14 protein-coding genes are annotated in these 15,951 nt (G+C 64.5%); 3 read left to right on the forward strand and 11 right to left on the reverse strand.

From position 1 onward, the window contains the following. Positions 1–129: 129 nt before the first annotated feature. Positions 130–390, reverse strand: a complete 261-nt coding sequence (locus C1878_RS03025; RefSeq protein ID WP_080142281.1) for a hypothetical protein — start codon at positions 388–390, stop codon at positions 130–132. A 362-nt stretch (positions 391–752) separates the two neighbouring features. Here C1878_RS03025 and C1878_RS03030 point away from each other — a divergent pair, with 362 nt between their 5' ends. Then, positions 753–1,364: a hypothetical protein gene (locus C1878_RS03030; protein WP_114600238.1), complete on the forward strand. Its 612-nt coding sequence runs from the start codon at positions 753–755 to the stop codon at positions 1,362–1,364. Positions 1,365–1,753: 389 nt separating this feature from the next. On the opposite strand, the gene C1878_RS03035 is transcribed toward C1878_RS03030, so the two are convergent. After that, positions 1,754–3,445: an MFS transporter gene (locus C1878_RS03035; RefSeq protein ID WP_114600239.1), complete on the reverse strand. Its 1,692-nt coding sequence runs from the start codon at positions 3,443–3,445 to the stop codon at positions 1,754–1,756. Positions 3,446–4,065: 620 nt separating this feature from the next. On the opposite strand from C1878_RS03035, the gene C1878_RS03040 reads away from it, so the two are divergent. Further along, positions 4,066–5,844 carry a response regulator transcription factor gene (locus C1878_RS03040; RefSeq protein ID WP_158539699.1) on the forward strand — a complete coding sequence of 593 codons (1,779 nt, stop codon included), beginning with the start codon at positions 4,066–4,068 and terminating at the stop codon, positions 5,842–5,844. 119 nt (positions 5,845–5,963) lie between these two features. Here the strand turns inward: C1878_RS03040 and C1878_RS03045 are convergent, their stop codons facing one another. The 6 genes from C1878_RS03045 to C1878_RS03070 form a co-directional block, all read right to left on the reverse strand. Further along, on the reverse strand, positions 5,964–6,824 hold the full coding sequence (locus tag C1878_RS03045; protein WP_114600241.1) for a DegV family protein: 861 nt from the start codon (positions 6,822–6,824) through the stop codon (positions 5,964–5,966). A 216-nt stretch (positions 6,825–7,040) separates the two neighbouring features. Next, positions 7,041–9,392 (reverse strand): ATP-dependent helicase, encoded by a 2,352-nt coding sequence (locus tag C1878_RS03050; protein WP_114600242.1) that lies wholly within the window; start codon positions 9,390–9,392, stop codon positions 7,041–7,043. Between the two features lie 230 nt (positions 9,393–9,622). Next, positions 9,623–10,423 (reverse strand): 3-deoxy-7-phosphoheptulonate synthase, encoded by an 801-nt coding sequence (gene aroF, locus C1878_RS03055; protein WP_114600243.1) that lies wholly within the window; start codon positions 10,421–10,423, stop codon positions 9,623–9,625. After that, a complete protein-coding gene (locus tag C1878_RS03060) occupies positions 10,420–10,701 on the reverse strand; it encodes a chorismate mutase (protein ID WP_114600244.1) in 282 nt (93 codons plus the stop codon). The genes aroF and C1878_RS03060 overlap by 4 nt, the downstream gene beginning before the upstream one ends. Before the next feature lie 262 nt (positions 10,702–10,963). After that, positions 10,964–11,899 (reverse strand): undecaprenyl-diphosphate phosphatase, encoded by a 936-nt coding sequence (locus C1878_RS03065; RefSeq protein WP_080142269.1) that lies wholly within the window; start codon positions 11,897–11,899, stop codon positions 10,964–10,966. A gap of 30 nt (positions 11,900–11,929) precedes the next feature. Continuing rightward, complete coding sequence (locus C1878_RS03070; protein WP_147272895.1) at positions 11,930–12,292, reverse strand: propionyl-CoA carboxylase subunit beta; 363 nt, start codon at positions 12,290–12,292, stop codon at positions 11,930–11,932. A gap of 206 nt (positions 12,293–12,498) precedes the next feature. Here C1878_RS03070 and C1878_RS03075 point away from each other — a divergent pair, with 206 nt between their 5' ends. Further along, a complete protein-coding gene (locus C1878_RS03075; RefSeq protein ID WP_114600246.1) occupies positions 12,499–13,353 on the forward strand; it encodes a TIGR02452 family protein in 855 nt (284 codons plus the stop codon). Positions 13,354–13,449: 96 nt separating this feature from the next. On the opposite strand, the gene C1878_RS03080 is transcribed toward C1878_RS03075, so the two are convergent. From C1878_RS03080 to C1878_RS03085, 3 genes are all read right to left on the reverse strand, one after another. Further along, positions 13,450–14,865 carry an MATE family efflux transporter gene (locus C1878_RS03080; RefSeq protein WP_199519274.1) on the reverse strand — a complete coding sequence of 472 codons (1,416 nt, stop codon included), beginning with the start codon at positions 14,863–14,865 and terminating at the stop codon, positions 13,450–13,452. Positions 14,866–15,032: 167 nt separating this feature from the next. Continuing rightward, positions 15,033–15,269, reverse strand: coding sequence for a DUF5655 domain-containing protein (locus C1878_RS16695; protein WP_241963582.1), 237 nt, complete (start codon positions 15,267–15,269; stop codon positions 15,033–15,035). Next, positions 15,266–15,943: a DUF91 domain-containing protein gene (locus C1878_RS03085; RefSeq protein WP_199519275.1), complete on the reverse strand. Its 678-nt coding sequence runs from the start codon at positions 15,941–15,943 to the stop codon at positions 15,266–15,268. The genes C1878_RS16695 and C1878_RS03085 overlap by 4 nt, the downstream gene beginning before the upstream one ends. Between the last annotated feature and the right edge of the window lie 8 nt (positions 15,944–15,951).

The following is a 15,951-nucleotide window of genomic DNA, read 5'->3' on the forward strand; positions in this document are numbered from 1 at the left end:
CGTGTTCGGTAGAAGCATCTCTGCGCTTGTCATCGCGCGAAACCTCGTGGATCCTCGTGCCGGGGACCACCCCCTTCCCTCGAGTGCGGTGCCCGTCCCCTTGCGGGCACCGGCTTCTGCTTTGTCCGCTTACGCGGTAGGAGGCTTGGGAGCGCCGGGGGCCGCAGGGGCCTTCGGGGCGCCGGGAGCGCCAGGGGCGGCAGGAGCCGCAGGGGCGCCGGGAGCCGCGTTCGGCAGCGGCTTCTCGCCGTTGATGTACGGCGTGAAGTCCGCTTTGCAGAACGGGCATGCCTTCAACGTGACGCCGGCCATCATCTGAATGGTCTTGCCGCACTCGGGGCACTTGTTCATGCCGCCGCTAGCACCTGCATCTGCTGGTCTGAAACACATAGGGGATCCTCCATCTCGATTCTTCGGCCGGTTTCGGCAGCGCCGCACGCCGCCTTGTTCCGACCCCTTGCCGTAACGGTCGCCAGAAGAGCTGACGGGATACAGCTTAGTTGCCGCAGCGGGCCGAGCATCGAATCGCAAGGACAATTTTGGGGATCATACCATCGTCCCCCGAGGTTGATTTTCATCAACCCCTCTGAGTACTAAAGAAGATAATGCCTGTTCAAGTTACGTTTTCCGTTTACTGCAACCATCGCGTTGCCAACTTGTCGAAGCACGGGTAAACAACGTCCGACCCCTCTTGGCGTACGGCCCTGAGGTATAATCTTGTTGTGCAAGAACGCGCCTCAAAGGGGGATTCTTTGAAGAACAACAAGGTGTACCTGCCCGTGGACGCCATCGCGCGCCACGAGGACTTCGACGTGTGGTACGAGGACGGCGACACGTTCCTCAGCATCAAGGGAGACTGGTCGAGCGAGCGCGACAGGGCGACGATCTTCGGGCGCATGGGCGGCGAGATGGGGCACATCAAGCCCGATCACAAGGCCCTCACCTACTACTTGAAGCTCGAACGATGGGAATACGTGTTCCACACGCTCCACCTCTTCCGGCATTACTACGTCAACGGGATGAAGTGGCAGATCGACGGGTCGCTCGCGAACCCGCCGTTCGACTTCGTCAACGAGGACGACCGCACGAAGGAGGTGCACGTGCAGGCGGTCAACTTCAAGGGCCACGGCGAATGCTACGAGATCAGGGCAAAAGACGTGTCCAAGCTGCGCATAGCCGTCGCGGCCGTGATCGCCATGGGCCTCAAGGAGGAGTACAAGGGTCTGAGCGAAGGCCTCAAGGATCCCAACGCCTCCAAGCTCAAGAAGGCCCAGAACTGGCTCTTCGCAGACAAGGGCATCCGCTACGAGGACCTGCCCGACCTGGACGAGAGGCTGCTCGAACCTGCAGGCGACCAGGACTGACCCTTCCGGCAAGGCAACGGCGGAAAGGCCCCTTGGAACGGCGCGAAACGCGCCTGCCAGGGGGCCTTTCCGCATCTCAAGGAGGGGAAGGACGCCTTCGGCGAACCTGCCCCTTAGAAAGCGCCTGCGCAGGCCGCTCCCGAGATCGCACGCGACCCGAGCAGGAAGCGGCGCGGAAAGAACCGGCGTTTCCACGCAGGCCGCTCCCGCCGCGAACCGCCTATCGCCGCAGCGAAACCGCCCGATCCCCTTCCCGTCGAGACGGCGGGAAACGAAGAAGCCCCCGCGTCCTCGTTTCCAAGGAGCGGGGGCTTCGCAAAGCTCAGACTTCAAAGGTGCCGCCGTTGCCGGGCTGTCTCGCCAGGCCCAGCGCACCCCACAAGGACGCGTTACTTCTTTGCGGCCTTGTTCTTCGCCAGCTGGGCGCCGCCGAAGACGAAGAAGTACAGGAACGGGAGCAGCAGGCCGACGGCCATGAGCGGCAGGGCGTAGGGCTGCTTCGACCAGTTGTCCACCGCAAGCGGGCAGACGATGCAGAGCACGGCCAGGATGGCCACGATGACCAGCATGACGATGAAGCGCATGTTGCCGTCCCGCTCGGAGGCGCCGAGCTTCTCTTCCTCGGCCGCGAGCTGGTCCATGGACTTGCCGGCGGTCTCCTTCACGAACAGCACCGTGCAGACGAAGCCGAGGGCGAACGGCACGATGAGCACGAGCACGACCGTCGACCAGTTGGTGGCGCCGGTGGCCGTCTGGAAGAACGCCATGCCGGCGATGCCGCCGAGCACGATGGAGGAGGCGGAGCCGCCGAAGCGGGCGAACGCCTGGCACCAGGACGTGCCGGTGTTGCGGATGGCCGTGGGATAGCTCTCGGGCATGAGGGGCTGGACGGCCGTGATGGCGTAGTTCAGCGCGAAGCCGAAGAGCAGCATGAGGCCGATGCACAGGCCCATGTTGTTCGGAGCCACGAAGATGGAGCACAGGATGATGGCCACGATGCAGAACAGCCATGCGAAGGCCAGGTTGCGCTTGCGGCCCACCTTGTCGGACACGAAGCCCACGACGATGTTGGAGGCGATGGCGGCCACGTTGTTCCACGTTTGCAGCGCCACGGAGTCAGCCTGGGAGTAGCCCAGACCCACGAACCACGTGGGGATCCAGGCGTTCATGCCGTACACGCAGAACTGACCGACGAAGTAGGCGGCCCAGATGGCGCAGGTCGCCACGATGAACTTGCTCGAGAACAGCACCGAGGGACCGGTCTTGGCGGGCTTCGGCGGAACGATGAGCAGGGCGGGGTCGTACTCGTGGGACGTGTGGCGCGTGGCCTGCTCGATCTGCGAGAGGCGCTTGCAGGCCATCTCCTTGTTGCCGGAGTTGGCGTACCAGTGCGGCGTCTCGTGCATGGCGAAGATGAGCACCACGCCGTAGAGCAGCGGGATGGCGCCGATCAGGTAGCACAAACGCCAGTTGGCGAACATCGTCGCCGTGCCGCCGTCGGCCAGCATGTAGGTGACCTGGTTCGTGAAGTCGCCCAGCAGCGGCGTGGCGGCGTTGCAGATGGGGTTGGCGATGAGGCCCGCGAGCACCCAGCCGACGACCATGAAGGCCATGCCGAACGTGACGAAAACGCCGCGCTGCTTGGAGGGCATGCTCTCCGAGAACACCGTGGTGACCACGGGGATGCAGGAGCCCACGCCGAAGCCGGCGATCAGGCGGAACGCCGCGAAGAACACGATGTCGTTCGCGAACGCCTGCGGCAGCGTGAACAGGCCGTAGAACATGACGGCGGCGATCAGCGTCTTCTTACGGCCGATCTTGTCGGACATGATGCCGCCGACCGCGCCGCCGAGCACCATGCCGAGCAGGCCCCAGGTGGTGAGCGAGCCCATGAGCGCGCCCGGGTTCGCGTTGTCGGGCCAGAACGTGTGGGCCACGAACAGGTTCGTCGAGTTGACGATCATGAAGTCGTAGCCGTCGAAGATCATGGCAAAAGCGAGGAGAACGAAGACAACCCACGTGTGCGAGCTGATACCAATGGAGTCGATAACCTCCGATACGGTAAACTCCTTTTTATCCATGAATCCCTCCTTCAGTGTGATTTGTTCGATGAGAAACCAACAGAACATGTGCTTTTGAGACTACCTTGATGATTTCTTGCTTCCCCTGCACAGTAGTAAGACCGGAATCGCAGCGTGCCTGCAGGAAATTACGGACGCCCCCGTGCTTCGCGAGCAACGGGCGCTTCCATAGTTTCGATCGCCCCTACCCCAACGGCAATCGCAACCCGCCTCCAAGAACGCGTCTCAACCAGAAGAACCGACTGCGCGCATCCTCCCTTCCGCGATTTCTACCGCCTATTCGATCGCTTCTCCTACCACAGAAGCTGACAGAATCGAGCATAAGCAACGGCGAGGGTATGATTGTCGAATCACGAGGACGTTTTTGGATGAGCCCCATCGTCCCGAGAGGTTGATTTTCATAGTCCCGAAAACTACGGTAAACCTGTTAGACCTGATGGGGATACTATGACGGGATTATTGCATTTGAATCGAGCGGGAGAAACGTTTATAGTTAATCACACCGGTCGGATCGACGTTCCGAAAAGACGTCGACCTAACGTGAACGGCGTCAGCGAAACCGCGCCCCGGCCGAGGAGACTGTGTCCGATGATCGCATCGACAGGGGAATGCGAGGAAGCATGGCTATCACCTTTCCGCGTATCAGCATAACGGTGGACGACGATCGGGGTATGGGGACGCAAGGCGAGTTGAACGTCTTGTCGCTCGGCTTCGGCATACACCAAGCTTGGATCTACACCGCCATGTTCGGCACGAACTCCATTTTCCAAGCCCAACCCCCCACCATCTTCTCCGGCTTCGCGGAATCGTCGGTTTCGCTGGTGTTCCTCATCTCCATCGTGGTGTTCGGGCTCTCGCTGCTGTTCGCCGCCATCACCGACCAGAAGTTCCTGCGGTTCTACACGGCCAAGCGCGTGCTTCTGGGGGCGGCCGTGCTCACGGCCCTGGGCACGTTCGCCGTGTTCGCCTCGTCGGTGCCCGGCGCCGTGGGCGTCGCGGCCACCGTGTTCGCCGGCGTGGCCACCGGCATCGGATCGGCGCTGTTGCTGCTGTTCTGGGGCACGGCCTACTCGCGCTACGGAGCCGCCACCATCGTCATGAACACGGCCGTGGCCATCGTCATAGCCGTGGCCATCTACTCCGTGGCGCTCCATGTGATCCCCTCGCCGTTCTCGGGCGTGCTCACGGCCTGCCTGCCGCTGCTGGAGCTGCCGCTGCTGTGGCACCTGACGCCGGTGAGCTACGCCGTGCGCCACGCCATACCCATCTTCAACCCGCTCCCGGTGCGCAAGGGCCCGTTCTCGCTGCGCTTCGCCCTGCCCGTGCTGCTGTTCGGCTTCTCGCTGGGCGCGCTGAGGTCCATATCCACGCAGGTCATTCTGCCGTCGTCCGACCTCACCACGCAGCTGCTGGCGCTGTTCGCCGGCGGCGCGGCCACCGTGCTGCTGCTGGTGACCACGTTCTCCATCGACAAGCGCAGCCACTGGGACTTCCTGTTCCGCCCGCTCATCCCGTTCATAGCCGTCACGCTGTTCTTCCTGCCCTCGCTGGCGCTGGAGAACTCGATGATCGCCGCGCTCGTGCTGCTGACGGGCTACATGTGCTTCGAGGCGCTCATGTGGGTGTTCTTCGGGGAGCTGTCGCAGGAGTTCCGCCTGTCGCCCATATTCGTGTTCGGCGTGGGGCGCGGCTGCTTGGCCCTGGGCTCGCTCGCCGGATCGCTGTCGGTGGTGGATCCCACGTTCCTGGATTCGCTCACGCCGTTCGGCGAGGCGGGAGGCGCGGTGCTCATCATGTTCGCCATGGTGGTGGCCTACGCCCTGCTGCCGCGCGTGCGCGACATCAAGCGCATCATCATCGCGGGCGGGCATAATTTCAGCGCTATCGAAACCTTCAACCGCCAGATCGAACAGGTGACTTGGGGCGCCAGGCACAGCGACGACGAGGCGGAAGCGATGCCGACGCCCGTGCCGGGGACGTTCTACGGCGCGGGAGCATCCAAACCGGATGCGGCGGTCGGCGCGAGCGCCTACAGCCAAGCCGTCGTGCCGGGCTGGCGCGGAGCCAGCATCGGGGCCACGCCGCCGTCGACCTTGGCGACGCCGACGCACGAGGACAAGCAGCCGGCCGAAGCGGTCTCGGACGACGAACGCTCGCGCAAGAGCGGGCGGTTCCGCTCGCAGTGCGAGGTCATCGCCGACCGCTACCTGCTGTCGCGCCGCGAGACCGAGGTCATGTTCCTGCTGGCCAAGGGCCACAACGCCGCCTACATCCAGGACAAGCTGTGCATCTCGAAGAGCACGGCCAAGACGCACATCAGCCATATCTACCGCAAGCTCGATATCCACAACCAGCAGGAGCTGCTGTCCATGGTGGACGAGGCGCGCGACGAGCTGTAGGAGGGCGCGGGCGGGCGTGCCCTGCGGGCGGCTTCGTCGGCCCGCAGGGCAAGGACCCTGGTTCTTGCCGCTCCGCAAGACGCGTTTTCTAAGGTCGTCGGCGAGGGCAGAGGCTTTGCCTACAGCCCCCGCAGATCCAAATCGGGGCACGCCCCCAAATCGACCGCCTGGATGGCGATGCAGCTGGGACCGCCCTGCGTGATGAACGCCGGACCGAGCTCGAACAAGCCGAGACGGCAAGCGGGGAACCGCTCCTGGAGCCAGGCGAGCGCGTCGGCCGCCTGCCCGGGATTGTCGGCATGGCTGACCCCCACGAAGTAGCCGGCCCCCACCCCGCGGCCCTCGAAGTCGGCCGCGATGGCCGCAAGGGCCTTCTTGAACGACCGGGCGATGGCGAGCCTATCCAGCCGCCGGCCGTCGTCGGTCTGTTCCATAACGGGAAACGCCCTGACGAGATGGGCGAACTTGGCCGCGAGCGGCGTGAGGCGCCCGCCGCGGCGCAGGTAGTCGAAGTCCTCGGGCATGAGGCAGGACCGCATGGAGCCCATCATGACGTGCAGCTCGTCCACGATCCGGGCGGCGTCGAGACCCTGCTCGGCCAACCGCACGGCGAAAAGAGCGAGCGCCCGATGGGGCACGCAGAGCGTCCTCGTGTTCACCACGTGCACGCGTTCGGGATTGCGGGCCTGCTCGCGCAGGCCGCAGGTCATCTCGTAGGCGCCCGACAGGCCGTCCGCCATGGCCAGGTGCACCACCTCCTCGTCCGTGTCGTAAGCCTCCAGCGTGAGCGCCGGAGGAGGCGAGGCGCTCTGGGGCAGGGCGCCCGCCCGCACGAGGGACAGGAACTCCTTTGAGGATATGTCCTCGTACTCGAGCCAGGTGCTTCCGTCGACGGACACCGTCAACGGAAGCACCGTCATCCCCAGCCTCGCGCCTTCTTCGATGGAGAGCATTACGGATGAATCGGTCACGATCCTCATGGCGAGCCCGCTTTCTTCTCGTCGGGGTCGAGGTGCGCGCGCCGCTCCCCTTGCGGCCTCGTGCGCGCTCCCGTTCGTTTCATCATGCGGGATGGGGCTGCATTAAACAAGGTCAAATCGAAAAAAGCAGCCGCCCCCACCGATTCGGCACGATCGCTCCCGCCGCGGCCGCGCGCCAACGAGGCCGCTATCGTTCAAAACGGCGGGCAGGGGGCGCTATCCGCCGATCTTCACGATGGGGGCGTAGTCCTTGAGCAGCTTCTTCGTCTGGCCGGACTTCGCGAACTTCACGTAGAGCGTGTCGCCGTCCACCTTCGTCACCTTGCCGCGGCCGAACGTCTTGTGGTCCACGGAGTCGCCCGTCGAGAACGTCATCTTCGCCGCGGCCTTCTTGCCCGCGTCGGGACGCGCGTACGCCTCGGCCCGCCGGTCGGCGCGACCGGCCGAACCCGACGCGCTCGAGCGCCCGAACACGCGGCCCTCCCCCGCCTCGGTGCCCGAGCCGGCTATGCCGCGGCGGCTGCCGCGCTTCTCCCAGCCCGTGCCGGAAAAGCCCGCCGAGCCCACGCCGGACGACTGGCGCAGCTCGCCGGGAATCTCCTGGACGAAGCGCGACACGGGGTTCGCCGACGTCTGGCCGAAGATCTGGCGCTGCGAGGCGCAGGTCAGGTACAGGCGCTTGCGGGCGCGCGTGATGGCCACGTAGGCCAGTCTTCGCTCCTCCTCGATGCCGGCGGCGTCGGCCACGGAGTTCATGTGCGGGAACAGCGTCTCCTCCATGCCGGCCACGAACACGCAGTCGAACTCCAGGCCCTTGGACGAGTGCACCGTCATGAGCGTGACCGCATGGCCGTCCTCGGCCACGGTGTCCAGATCGGTGCGCAGGCGCACCCATTCGATGAAGTCGGCAAGCGAGTCGCCGCGCAGGACGCGCGCCGGGGGCTTCGCCTGTCCGTCGTCGTCCGCCCCGCCGGCGGTCGGCGCCGCGTAGTCCGCGTCCTCGTCGTCGTGCGTGTCCGAGAACTCGTCCACCACGCCCAGGAACTCCTGGATGTTCTCGATGCGCCCGCGCGCCTCGTCGGTGTTCTCGGCCTGCAGGGCCCCGATAAGGCCGCTCTTGTCGATGACGGCCTCGATGACCTTGCGCAGGTCCCCGCCGTACGTGCGCGCCTCGTTCACCAGACCCACGAACTCCGCCACGGACTGCCGCGTGGACGCGCGCAGCTCCGGATCGACGATGGCCAGCTCGGCACCTTCCATGAACGTCATGCCCATCTCGCGCGCGAACTGCTCGATGCGCTCGATGGTGGTTTTGCCGATGCCGCGCCGCGGCACGTTGATCACGCGCTTCGCCGCGATGTCGTCGGCCGGGTTCACCACGAGCGTGAGGTACGCCATGACGTCGCGGATCTCGGCGCGGTCGAAGAAGCGCGTGCCGCCCACGATGCGGTACGGCACGCCCGCGCGCAGCAGCATGTCTTCGAGCATGCGGCTCTGCGCGTTCGTGCGGTAGAACACGGCCATCTGGTTGTACGACAGGCCGGCCGCGCGTTGCTTCTCTATCTCGCCGGCGATCCAGCGGCCCTCGTCGCGCTCGTCGGCGGCCAGGTACACGTTGATCTTGTCGCCGTCCTCGGCGGCCGTGAACAGCTTCTTCTGCTTGCGATGCTGGTTGTTGGCGATGACGGCGTTCGCGGCGGCGAGCACGTTGCCCACGCTGCGGTAATTCTGCTCGAGCTTCACCGTGTGCGCGCTCGGGTAGTCCTGCTCGAACTCCAGGATGTTGCGCAGGTCGGCGCCGCGCCACGAGTAGATGGACTGGTCGTCGTCGCCCACCACCATGATGTTCTGGTGCCCCTCGGCCAGCAGGCCCGTGATGGAGTACTGGGCGTGGTTCGTGTCCTGGTACTCGTCCACCATGATGTAGCGGAAGCGCTGCTGGTAGGCTTCGCGCACGTCCTCGTGGTTCTTGAGCAGCAGGTAGGCGTACAGCAGCAGGTCGTCGAAGTCGAAGGCGTTCGCGGCCTTCAGGCGCTCCTGCAGGCGCGTGTACACGCGCGAGGCCACCTTCCCCACCGGGTCGCTGGCCTGCCTCTCGAAATCGCCGGGAACGACGAGCTCGTTCTTCGCCGTGGAGATGCGGTTCATGAGCGCGTTCACGGGGAAGCGCTTCGGATCGATGTCCAGCTCGGACATGATCTCCTTGTACAGGCGCTTCTGGTCGTCGGTGTCGTAGATGGTGAAGCTCTTCGTGAAGCCCAGGCGCTCGGCGTCGGCGCGCAGCATGCGCACGCACATGCTGTGGAACGTGGACACCCACATGCCGCGGCAGCGCGGACCCACCAGGCCGCTCAAGCGCTCGCGCATCTCGGCGGCCGCCTTGTTCGTGAACGTGATGGCCAGGATCTCCCACGGGGCCACGTCGTGGTTCTCAATGAGGTTCGCGATGCGGTACGTGAGCACGCGCGTCTTGCCCGAGCCGGCACCGGCCAGCACGAGCAGCGGCCCGTCGATGGTGACGACCGCCTCGCGCTGCGGCCCGTTCAGAGTTTCGATGTCGATTGGCATGGGGAGTCCTTTTGAGAGCAGGTTGATGCACAAGCACGCTGGTTGGCGCGCTTTACGTGAGCGGAAGCCGGAGACCGGGCGCCCTGTCATCCTGAGCGAAGCGAACGCCGTGAGCGCAGTCGAAGGATCCCGCGCGGTGTCAACCGCAAGGTTTTCGGCTAGCGCCGCACGAGATCCTTCGACTGCGGCGGCTTCGCCGCCTCCGCTCAGGATGACAGGGGGGGTGCGCTTTACACGATGCGTTTGCCGAACACCGCGGCGATCTCGCGCAGCTTGGCCACCAGCACTTCGAACTGGGCGGGCGTCAGCTGCTGCGGGCCGTCGGACAGGGCCACGGGCGGGTTGGGGTGCACCTCGATCATGATGGAATCGGCCCCAGCCGCCACGGCGGCAAAGGCGAGCGACGGCACCAGGTCGCGCTGGCCGGCGGGGTGCGACACGTCGATGCACACCGGGCACAGCGACTGCTTGTGGATCACCGGGATGGCGGCGATGTCCAGCGTGAAGCGCGTGGCCGTCTCGAACGTGCGGATGCCGCGCTCGCACAGCACCACGTTGTCGTTGCCTTCCGCCGTGAGGTAGTCGGTGGCGGCAAGCCATTCGGCGATGGTGCCCGCGAAGCCGCGCTTGTACAGCACCATCTTGTGCGACTCGGCGGTGACCTGGCCGATCTTCTTCAGCAGGCTGAAGTTCTGGAAGTTGCGCGCGCCCACCTGCAGGCCGTCCACGTAGGAGTGGACCAGCTCGCAGTGAGCCGAGTCCATGACCTCGGTGAGCGTTTTCAGGCCGTGCTTGTCACCCGCGTCCTTCATGATCTGGAGGGCTTCCTCGCCCAGGCCCTGGAACGAGTGCGGGTTCGTGCGGGGCTTGAACGCGCCGCCGCGGATCCACGTGAGGCCGAGGCCCGCGACGCATTCCGCCACTTCGTCGAACTGTTCGACCGACTCGACGGAGCACGGGCCGGCGAAGATGGTGATCTCGTCGGTGCGGGTTCCGAGGTCGGGGATGGGGGCAATGTTCACTTCGCTCATACGGACGGGGTCTCCTTCATGATCTTGAGAATGGTGGCGTAGATCTCGCGCAGGTTCTCGTTGTACAGGGGACCCTCGTTGTAGCTGCTCACCTTGGCGAAGATCTCCTCTTCGCGCTTGGCGTCGTACAGGCCCAGATGGGCTCCGGGCTTGAGACCGCGGATGACCAGCGAATGACCGGCGCGCTTGTTGAGCAGCGCGACGATCTGCCGATCGATCTCGTCGATCTTGGCACGATGTTCTTGAATCTCCGCCAGGGAGCTGTTCTCGTCAGACATCGGCTTTCCTCTCATGACTCATATGCGATAACGAGCATGGCCAAAACGCCGAACGGCAACCGGCCCTCGTGTGCTGACCATGATAGCAAAAGCGACGCGCCTGATTGGCGCGCCGCCCAAATTCATACGGAAGTTGGAGCGAATCGAGGCGGTCGATTCCGGATCGCTCGATTCCGGATCGCTCGCCCGATGAGCGGCCAGCGATCGCCGCGCACCCGCCGCTTGAGGCGGGGCGGACGGCCGGCGCCGAAGCCGCAGATGCTTACGGCAGCATACCCATCGACTCGAACACGAAGTAGCCCAGCACCAGCACGCCCACCACGATGCGGTACCAGCCGAACACCGTGAAGTCGTTCTTCTTGATGTAGCCCATGAGGAACTTGATGGCTATGACCGACATGACGAAGGCGGTGACGATGCCCACCACCAGCACCACGATCTCCGTGGAGGTCATGGCGATGCCCGCGGCCACGAACTTGATGGCCTTCACCACGCCCCAACCGAACATGACGGGGATGGCCAGGAAGAACGTGAACTCGGCCGCCGCCGTGCGCGAGCAGCCGCACAGCATGCCGCCGATGATGGTGGCGCCGGAGCGGCTCGTGCCCGGGACGATGGCGAGCACCTGGAAGAAGCCGATCTTGAGGGCCGTTTTCCAGTCGATGTCGTCCACGTCGGTGATTTTGAACACCTGCGCCTCGGCGCGCTCGGCAAGGCTGCCCGCCGACAAGCGCGCATGGCGGCCGCGCGGCGCCTCGAGGGAAGCCTCGGCCTCGCGCAGGCGACGGCGGTTGCGACGCTCCAGCACGATGAAGATGATGCCGTACAGGATGAGCATGGCCGCAACGGTGACCTTGTTGTAGAAATGCTCGTTCACCCAATCGTCCAGCGCGAAGCCGAAGATGGCGGCGGGAATGCACCCGATGACCACCATGCCCCACAAGCGCCACGTGCTCTTCTTCTCCACGCTGGTTTTGCGCGGCGAGAAGGGGTTGAGCTTGTGGAAGTACAGGATGAGCACCGCCATGATGGCGCCCAGCTGGATGACCACCAAGAACAGCGCCAGGAACTCGTCGGACACCTGCAGTTTCACGAACTCGTCCACGAGGATCATGTGGCCGGTGGACGAGATGGGCAGCCATTCGGTGATGCCCTCCACGATGCCGAGGAGGAATGACTTCAGTGCTTCGATAATCATGCGCGCGTACTTCCTAGTTGTTCGTCGGGATTACTGCTTGTGCTGGTAATGGTCCTGCAGCATGGCGATGGCCAGCAGGGCGACCGAAAGGCACAGCCCCATGAGCACGTAAGTGGGGACCTCCTGCCCGAGCGCGATCGTCGCGAACGCGACGACGGCGATGATGAGCGCCGCCAGCTTGCACAGATACGAGATGCGCCGGTTGAACGAGGCATGCAGATCGCGCCTGCGTTGCTCGTCGAGCTCGTCTTGGGTCAAGGGCTTCCGCACGCGACGGGCGCGCGCGTTGGCGGCGTCGTCCGCCGGCAGCGCAACCCCCGTCGACGACCCCGCCCCCTCGGCACCCATTGGCGCCGGCTCGAGCCCGTCTGTATTCTCGCTCTCGTTATCCATGCAGGTGATTGTACACGACGGAACGCGGCAGGTCGAAGAAAACATAGGGGGGACATGAACGGGAAGAAGGCGAAGGAAAGCGCGTGCCGAGAGCACAGGGGGCTCGGCCGCTATCGATCCCCCTCCCCTCGGCATGCCCGCCTCTGGCGGCCCTGCACGCGCGAGCAATCTTCTTGTACAATGGGAACACGATCGAAGGAGGACCCATGGCCGACAGAGACGAACGACGAGTCCAAGCGGCGAAGCATCTCGCCCTCATGAAGGGGGCGTTGGCAAGCGAGACGGCCGCGACCGTCGCCGCCGCGGTAATCTACGAGGACGGCGAGGGACGAGAACTGCCCCTTCCGGAGGCGGCTTTCGAATCGACCGAGACCTCCGTCACCACCGCGTTCGCTCCCGCCGCCCTGCGCGATGCCGTCGGCAAGACGGCCGTAGTGGACCCGACAGCGTTCACGCGCCCCGGTGGGGGCTACGAGGACGGCGCGTTCGGCCCGGAGCAAATCTTGTGCTCGGAGAGCAACCTCTACCCTATCCTTTGTGGACTCAAAGACGCCTACCACGACGGCAACCGCGGCTACCAGCGCGGGCAACTGTTCACGGATCGCGCCCTCTACCTGCCCGACGTGGTGTTCTCGCACGACGGCACCATCCGCAAGGCCGACGTCATCGCCATCCCCGAGCCGAACCGCGCCCGCGCGCTCGAGAACCATCGCTCGGAGCGGGAGTGCGACCGATGCCTTGCCGAGCGCATCGAAGCCATCCTGCGAATAACCGCCGCCAACGGATGTGAGACGCTGATATGCGGCGCCTTCGGCTGCGGGCGCGAAGGCTTCGACCCGCAACAGGTGATCGGCCTGTTCAAGGATTGGATCGAGGCACACCCAGGGGCCATTGGCCGCATCGTGTTTGCCGTGCCCCGCGCGCATGCGAGCGCATTCGACGAGGCGCTCGGCAAGCCCACAGTCGAAGAGGTCGCGTCGGCTATCGTGGACGAGGACGAGGATGAGGACAGCTTCGACGTGCGGGACGTCGAGCTTCCCGAAGGTGTGACGTTGCGCTAGGGACCGAGCGCGGGCGCGAACGTCCACGGGGGTGGGCGGCATGCGTCAACCGACGAAACGTCGCGCGTTCCGCACCGCCCGAGCCAATCGGCCAGCCTACGCGAGGCCAGGCTCGCCTTCGTCGTTGGCGACGACCGCTTGCGTGCGGCCCTCCGGCAGCTTGCGCGCAACGTGGCGGAAAACCGCGCAGAACACGACGCCCTTCGCGATGGAGGTGATCGTGAGCGCCCACCAAACGCCGTCGAGGCCGAGCGGCGTGGAGCTCAGCAGCAGCGCCAGCGGAATGCGCGAGCCGGTGAGCGTGACGCTGATGATGCTGCAGAGCCTTGTTTTCCCGAGGCCCGACAGCGCGCCCACGGTCATGAGCTCGATGCACATGAACGCTTCCCCGATGCCGATGACGAACAGGTACGACGACGAGATGTCCACCACGTCGGGCTCGTGGAAGAACACCGTGGAGATGGGTCCGGGCAGGAAGATGAACAGCGCCGACACCGCGAGCGCCCACGCGCCCACCGCGGCGAACGCCAGGCGGTAGCCGCGTCTGATGCGCTCCGGGCGGCGCGCGCCGAAGTTCTGCGCCGCGAACGCGTTGAGCGCCGAGCCGACGGCGTCGGCCGTGCACCAGGTGAGCGACTCGATCTGCCCGCCGACGCGCTGGACGGCCACCGCCCCGCTGCCCCAAGCCGCCACCATACGCGTGAGCACCATGGAGATGACCGCGTACAGCGCGCTCTGGATGGCGGCGGGCAGGCCGATCTTCACGATGCGCGACAGATGGACGGCCTTGGTGGGCTGCAGCGGGCGCACGCGCCGCAGCACGTTGGCCGCTCCCCCGTCGCGCACGATGCCAGCGATCATGAGAACGGCCACCACCAGCTGGGCGAACACGGTGGCGACGCCCGCGCCCAGCACCCCGAGCTGCGGCACGGGGCCGAGCCCCAGGATGAGCAGCGGGTCGAGCGCCATGTTCACGACGAGCCCGACCGCGTTGGCCTTGAAGGGCGTCTTCGAATCGCCCTGCGCCGTGAGCAGGCCGGTGAGCGTTTGCGAGAGGTAGATGAACAGGACGAACCCGCCGCAAAGGCGCAGGTACAACGCCGCCTCCTGTGCGACGAGCGGATCGTCCGGGACGAGGATGCCCACGAGGCCGTCGGCGAAAGCCAGTGTCGCGGCCGAAAACGCGAGCGCAAGGCCCACGGCGAGCTGAAGCGCGCCGCGCGCGTACTGCACGGCCTCGTCCGGCCGGCGGTTCCCGAGCGCCTGCGCCATGTTCACCTGCCCGCCCATGCGCGCCATGACCACGATGGCCGAGGCGAGCCACGTGTACATGCCTGCCACGCCCACGGCGGCCACCGCGTTCGAACCGAGCAGCCCGATCCACGCCATGTCCGTGATGTTGTAGGCTGTGGCAAGGAAGGCGGAAGCCATAATGGGCAGCGCCAGCCGCGCGAGCGCCGAGCCGATAGGCTCGTTCACCAGATCGATTTGTCGTTGCTTGGGTTGGGGCACGATGCTCGCTTCGCTTAGTTGGGGGCTTGCACGCAAAGAACGCGCCGGGCAAGCCGACGCGCAGGGGCCATTATAGGCGACAAAGTAGGATGCGAAAGCGGCGAGGGGCAATTTACGAACAGCTCTATGACAAGTAACGCAGTCCAGGATCTCCCAGATAAGACAACTTAGTTTTCCATGTACGCACGCTCCAAAAGGGGCTTCACCTCCTCCAGCTCCTTCAGGGATCTTAGGCCCACTTCCACATCCCCCGTGCCCCAATGGCCTTTGTTGGAGAAATCTCTCACAAGCTCGGTTTCTTCAACCGTCGAAGCGTCGAGCGATAGATGCAGGATGACTCTTTTTTGATTCACTTCCACGCACACGATGTTTCGAGCCTTTTTGATTGCGAGGTAGAGCTTCAATTCGTTCTCGGAAACATTCCGAACGAGGCCATGTATTGCCTCACCTCGTCAACCACCTCTTTGAGCTCGACGGGAGCACCGTCGTACTGTTCGGCGAACGTTTTGTCGCCCGCTCTCTTCGGCGCTTGTTTTTTCGACGACGCCTCTACGGCTGCCACCGTAGAAGGAGCATTCAAAAACTCGAAGAGGATCATATCGTCGTTTTTGGCGTACCTGATCAAGCGGATGTTGCGATTCATCTGCTTGATCGCATGAAGGTCGTACTTGCCGAACGCGCTTGCGACGCAATACACCGCCGGAGACGACCAATCGATGGAATCAGCCGCGGCTTTGCCGAACTCGTCAAAAACAAGCCGCCAATAATCGGCCCGATGATCCAACAACCAATCCAAGTAGAACAGACCTTGGTTGATGACGTTTTCATTGGCATCGCGCTTGTATTCGAAAACTATGGGGCAGTTGTTCTCGTCGATTCCCAAACTGTCTATCCGACCGATCTGGTTCTCGTAGTCGCCCGTGTGGTTAATCACGTACTCGCTCTTCAGAAATCTTACGCCGAAAAAGGCTTCCATATTTCTCTCGATAAGGGTTTGGACCTCTTTTTCCAACTTCACAGGTTTCAGCTCCACAGAAAGAATCTGGGGCTTCAAACTGAAAAGCTTTATATCACTCATGTGCACCT

Source organism: Gordonibacter sp. 28C (assembly GCF_003339845.1).
Classification (GTDB): Bacteria; Actinomycetota; Coriobacteriia; order Coriobacteriales; family Eggerthellaceae; genus Gordonibacter.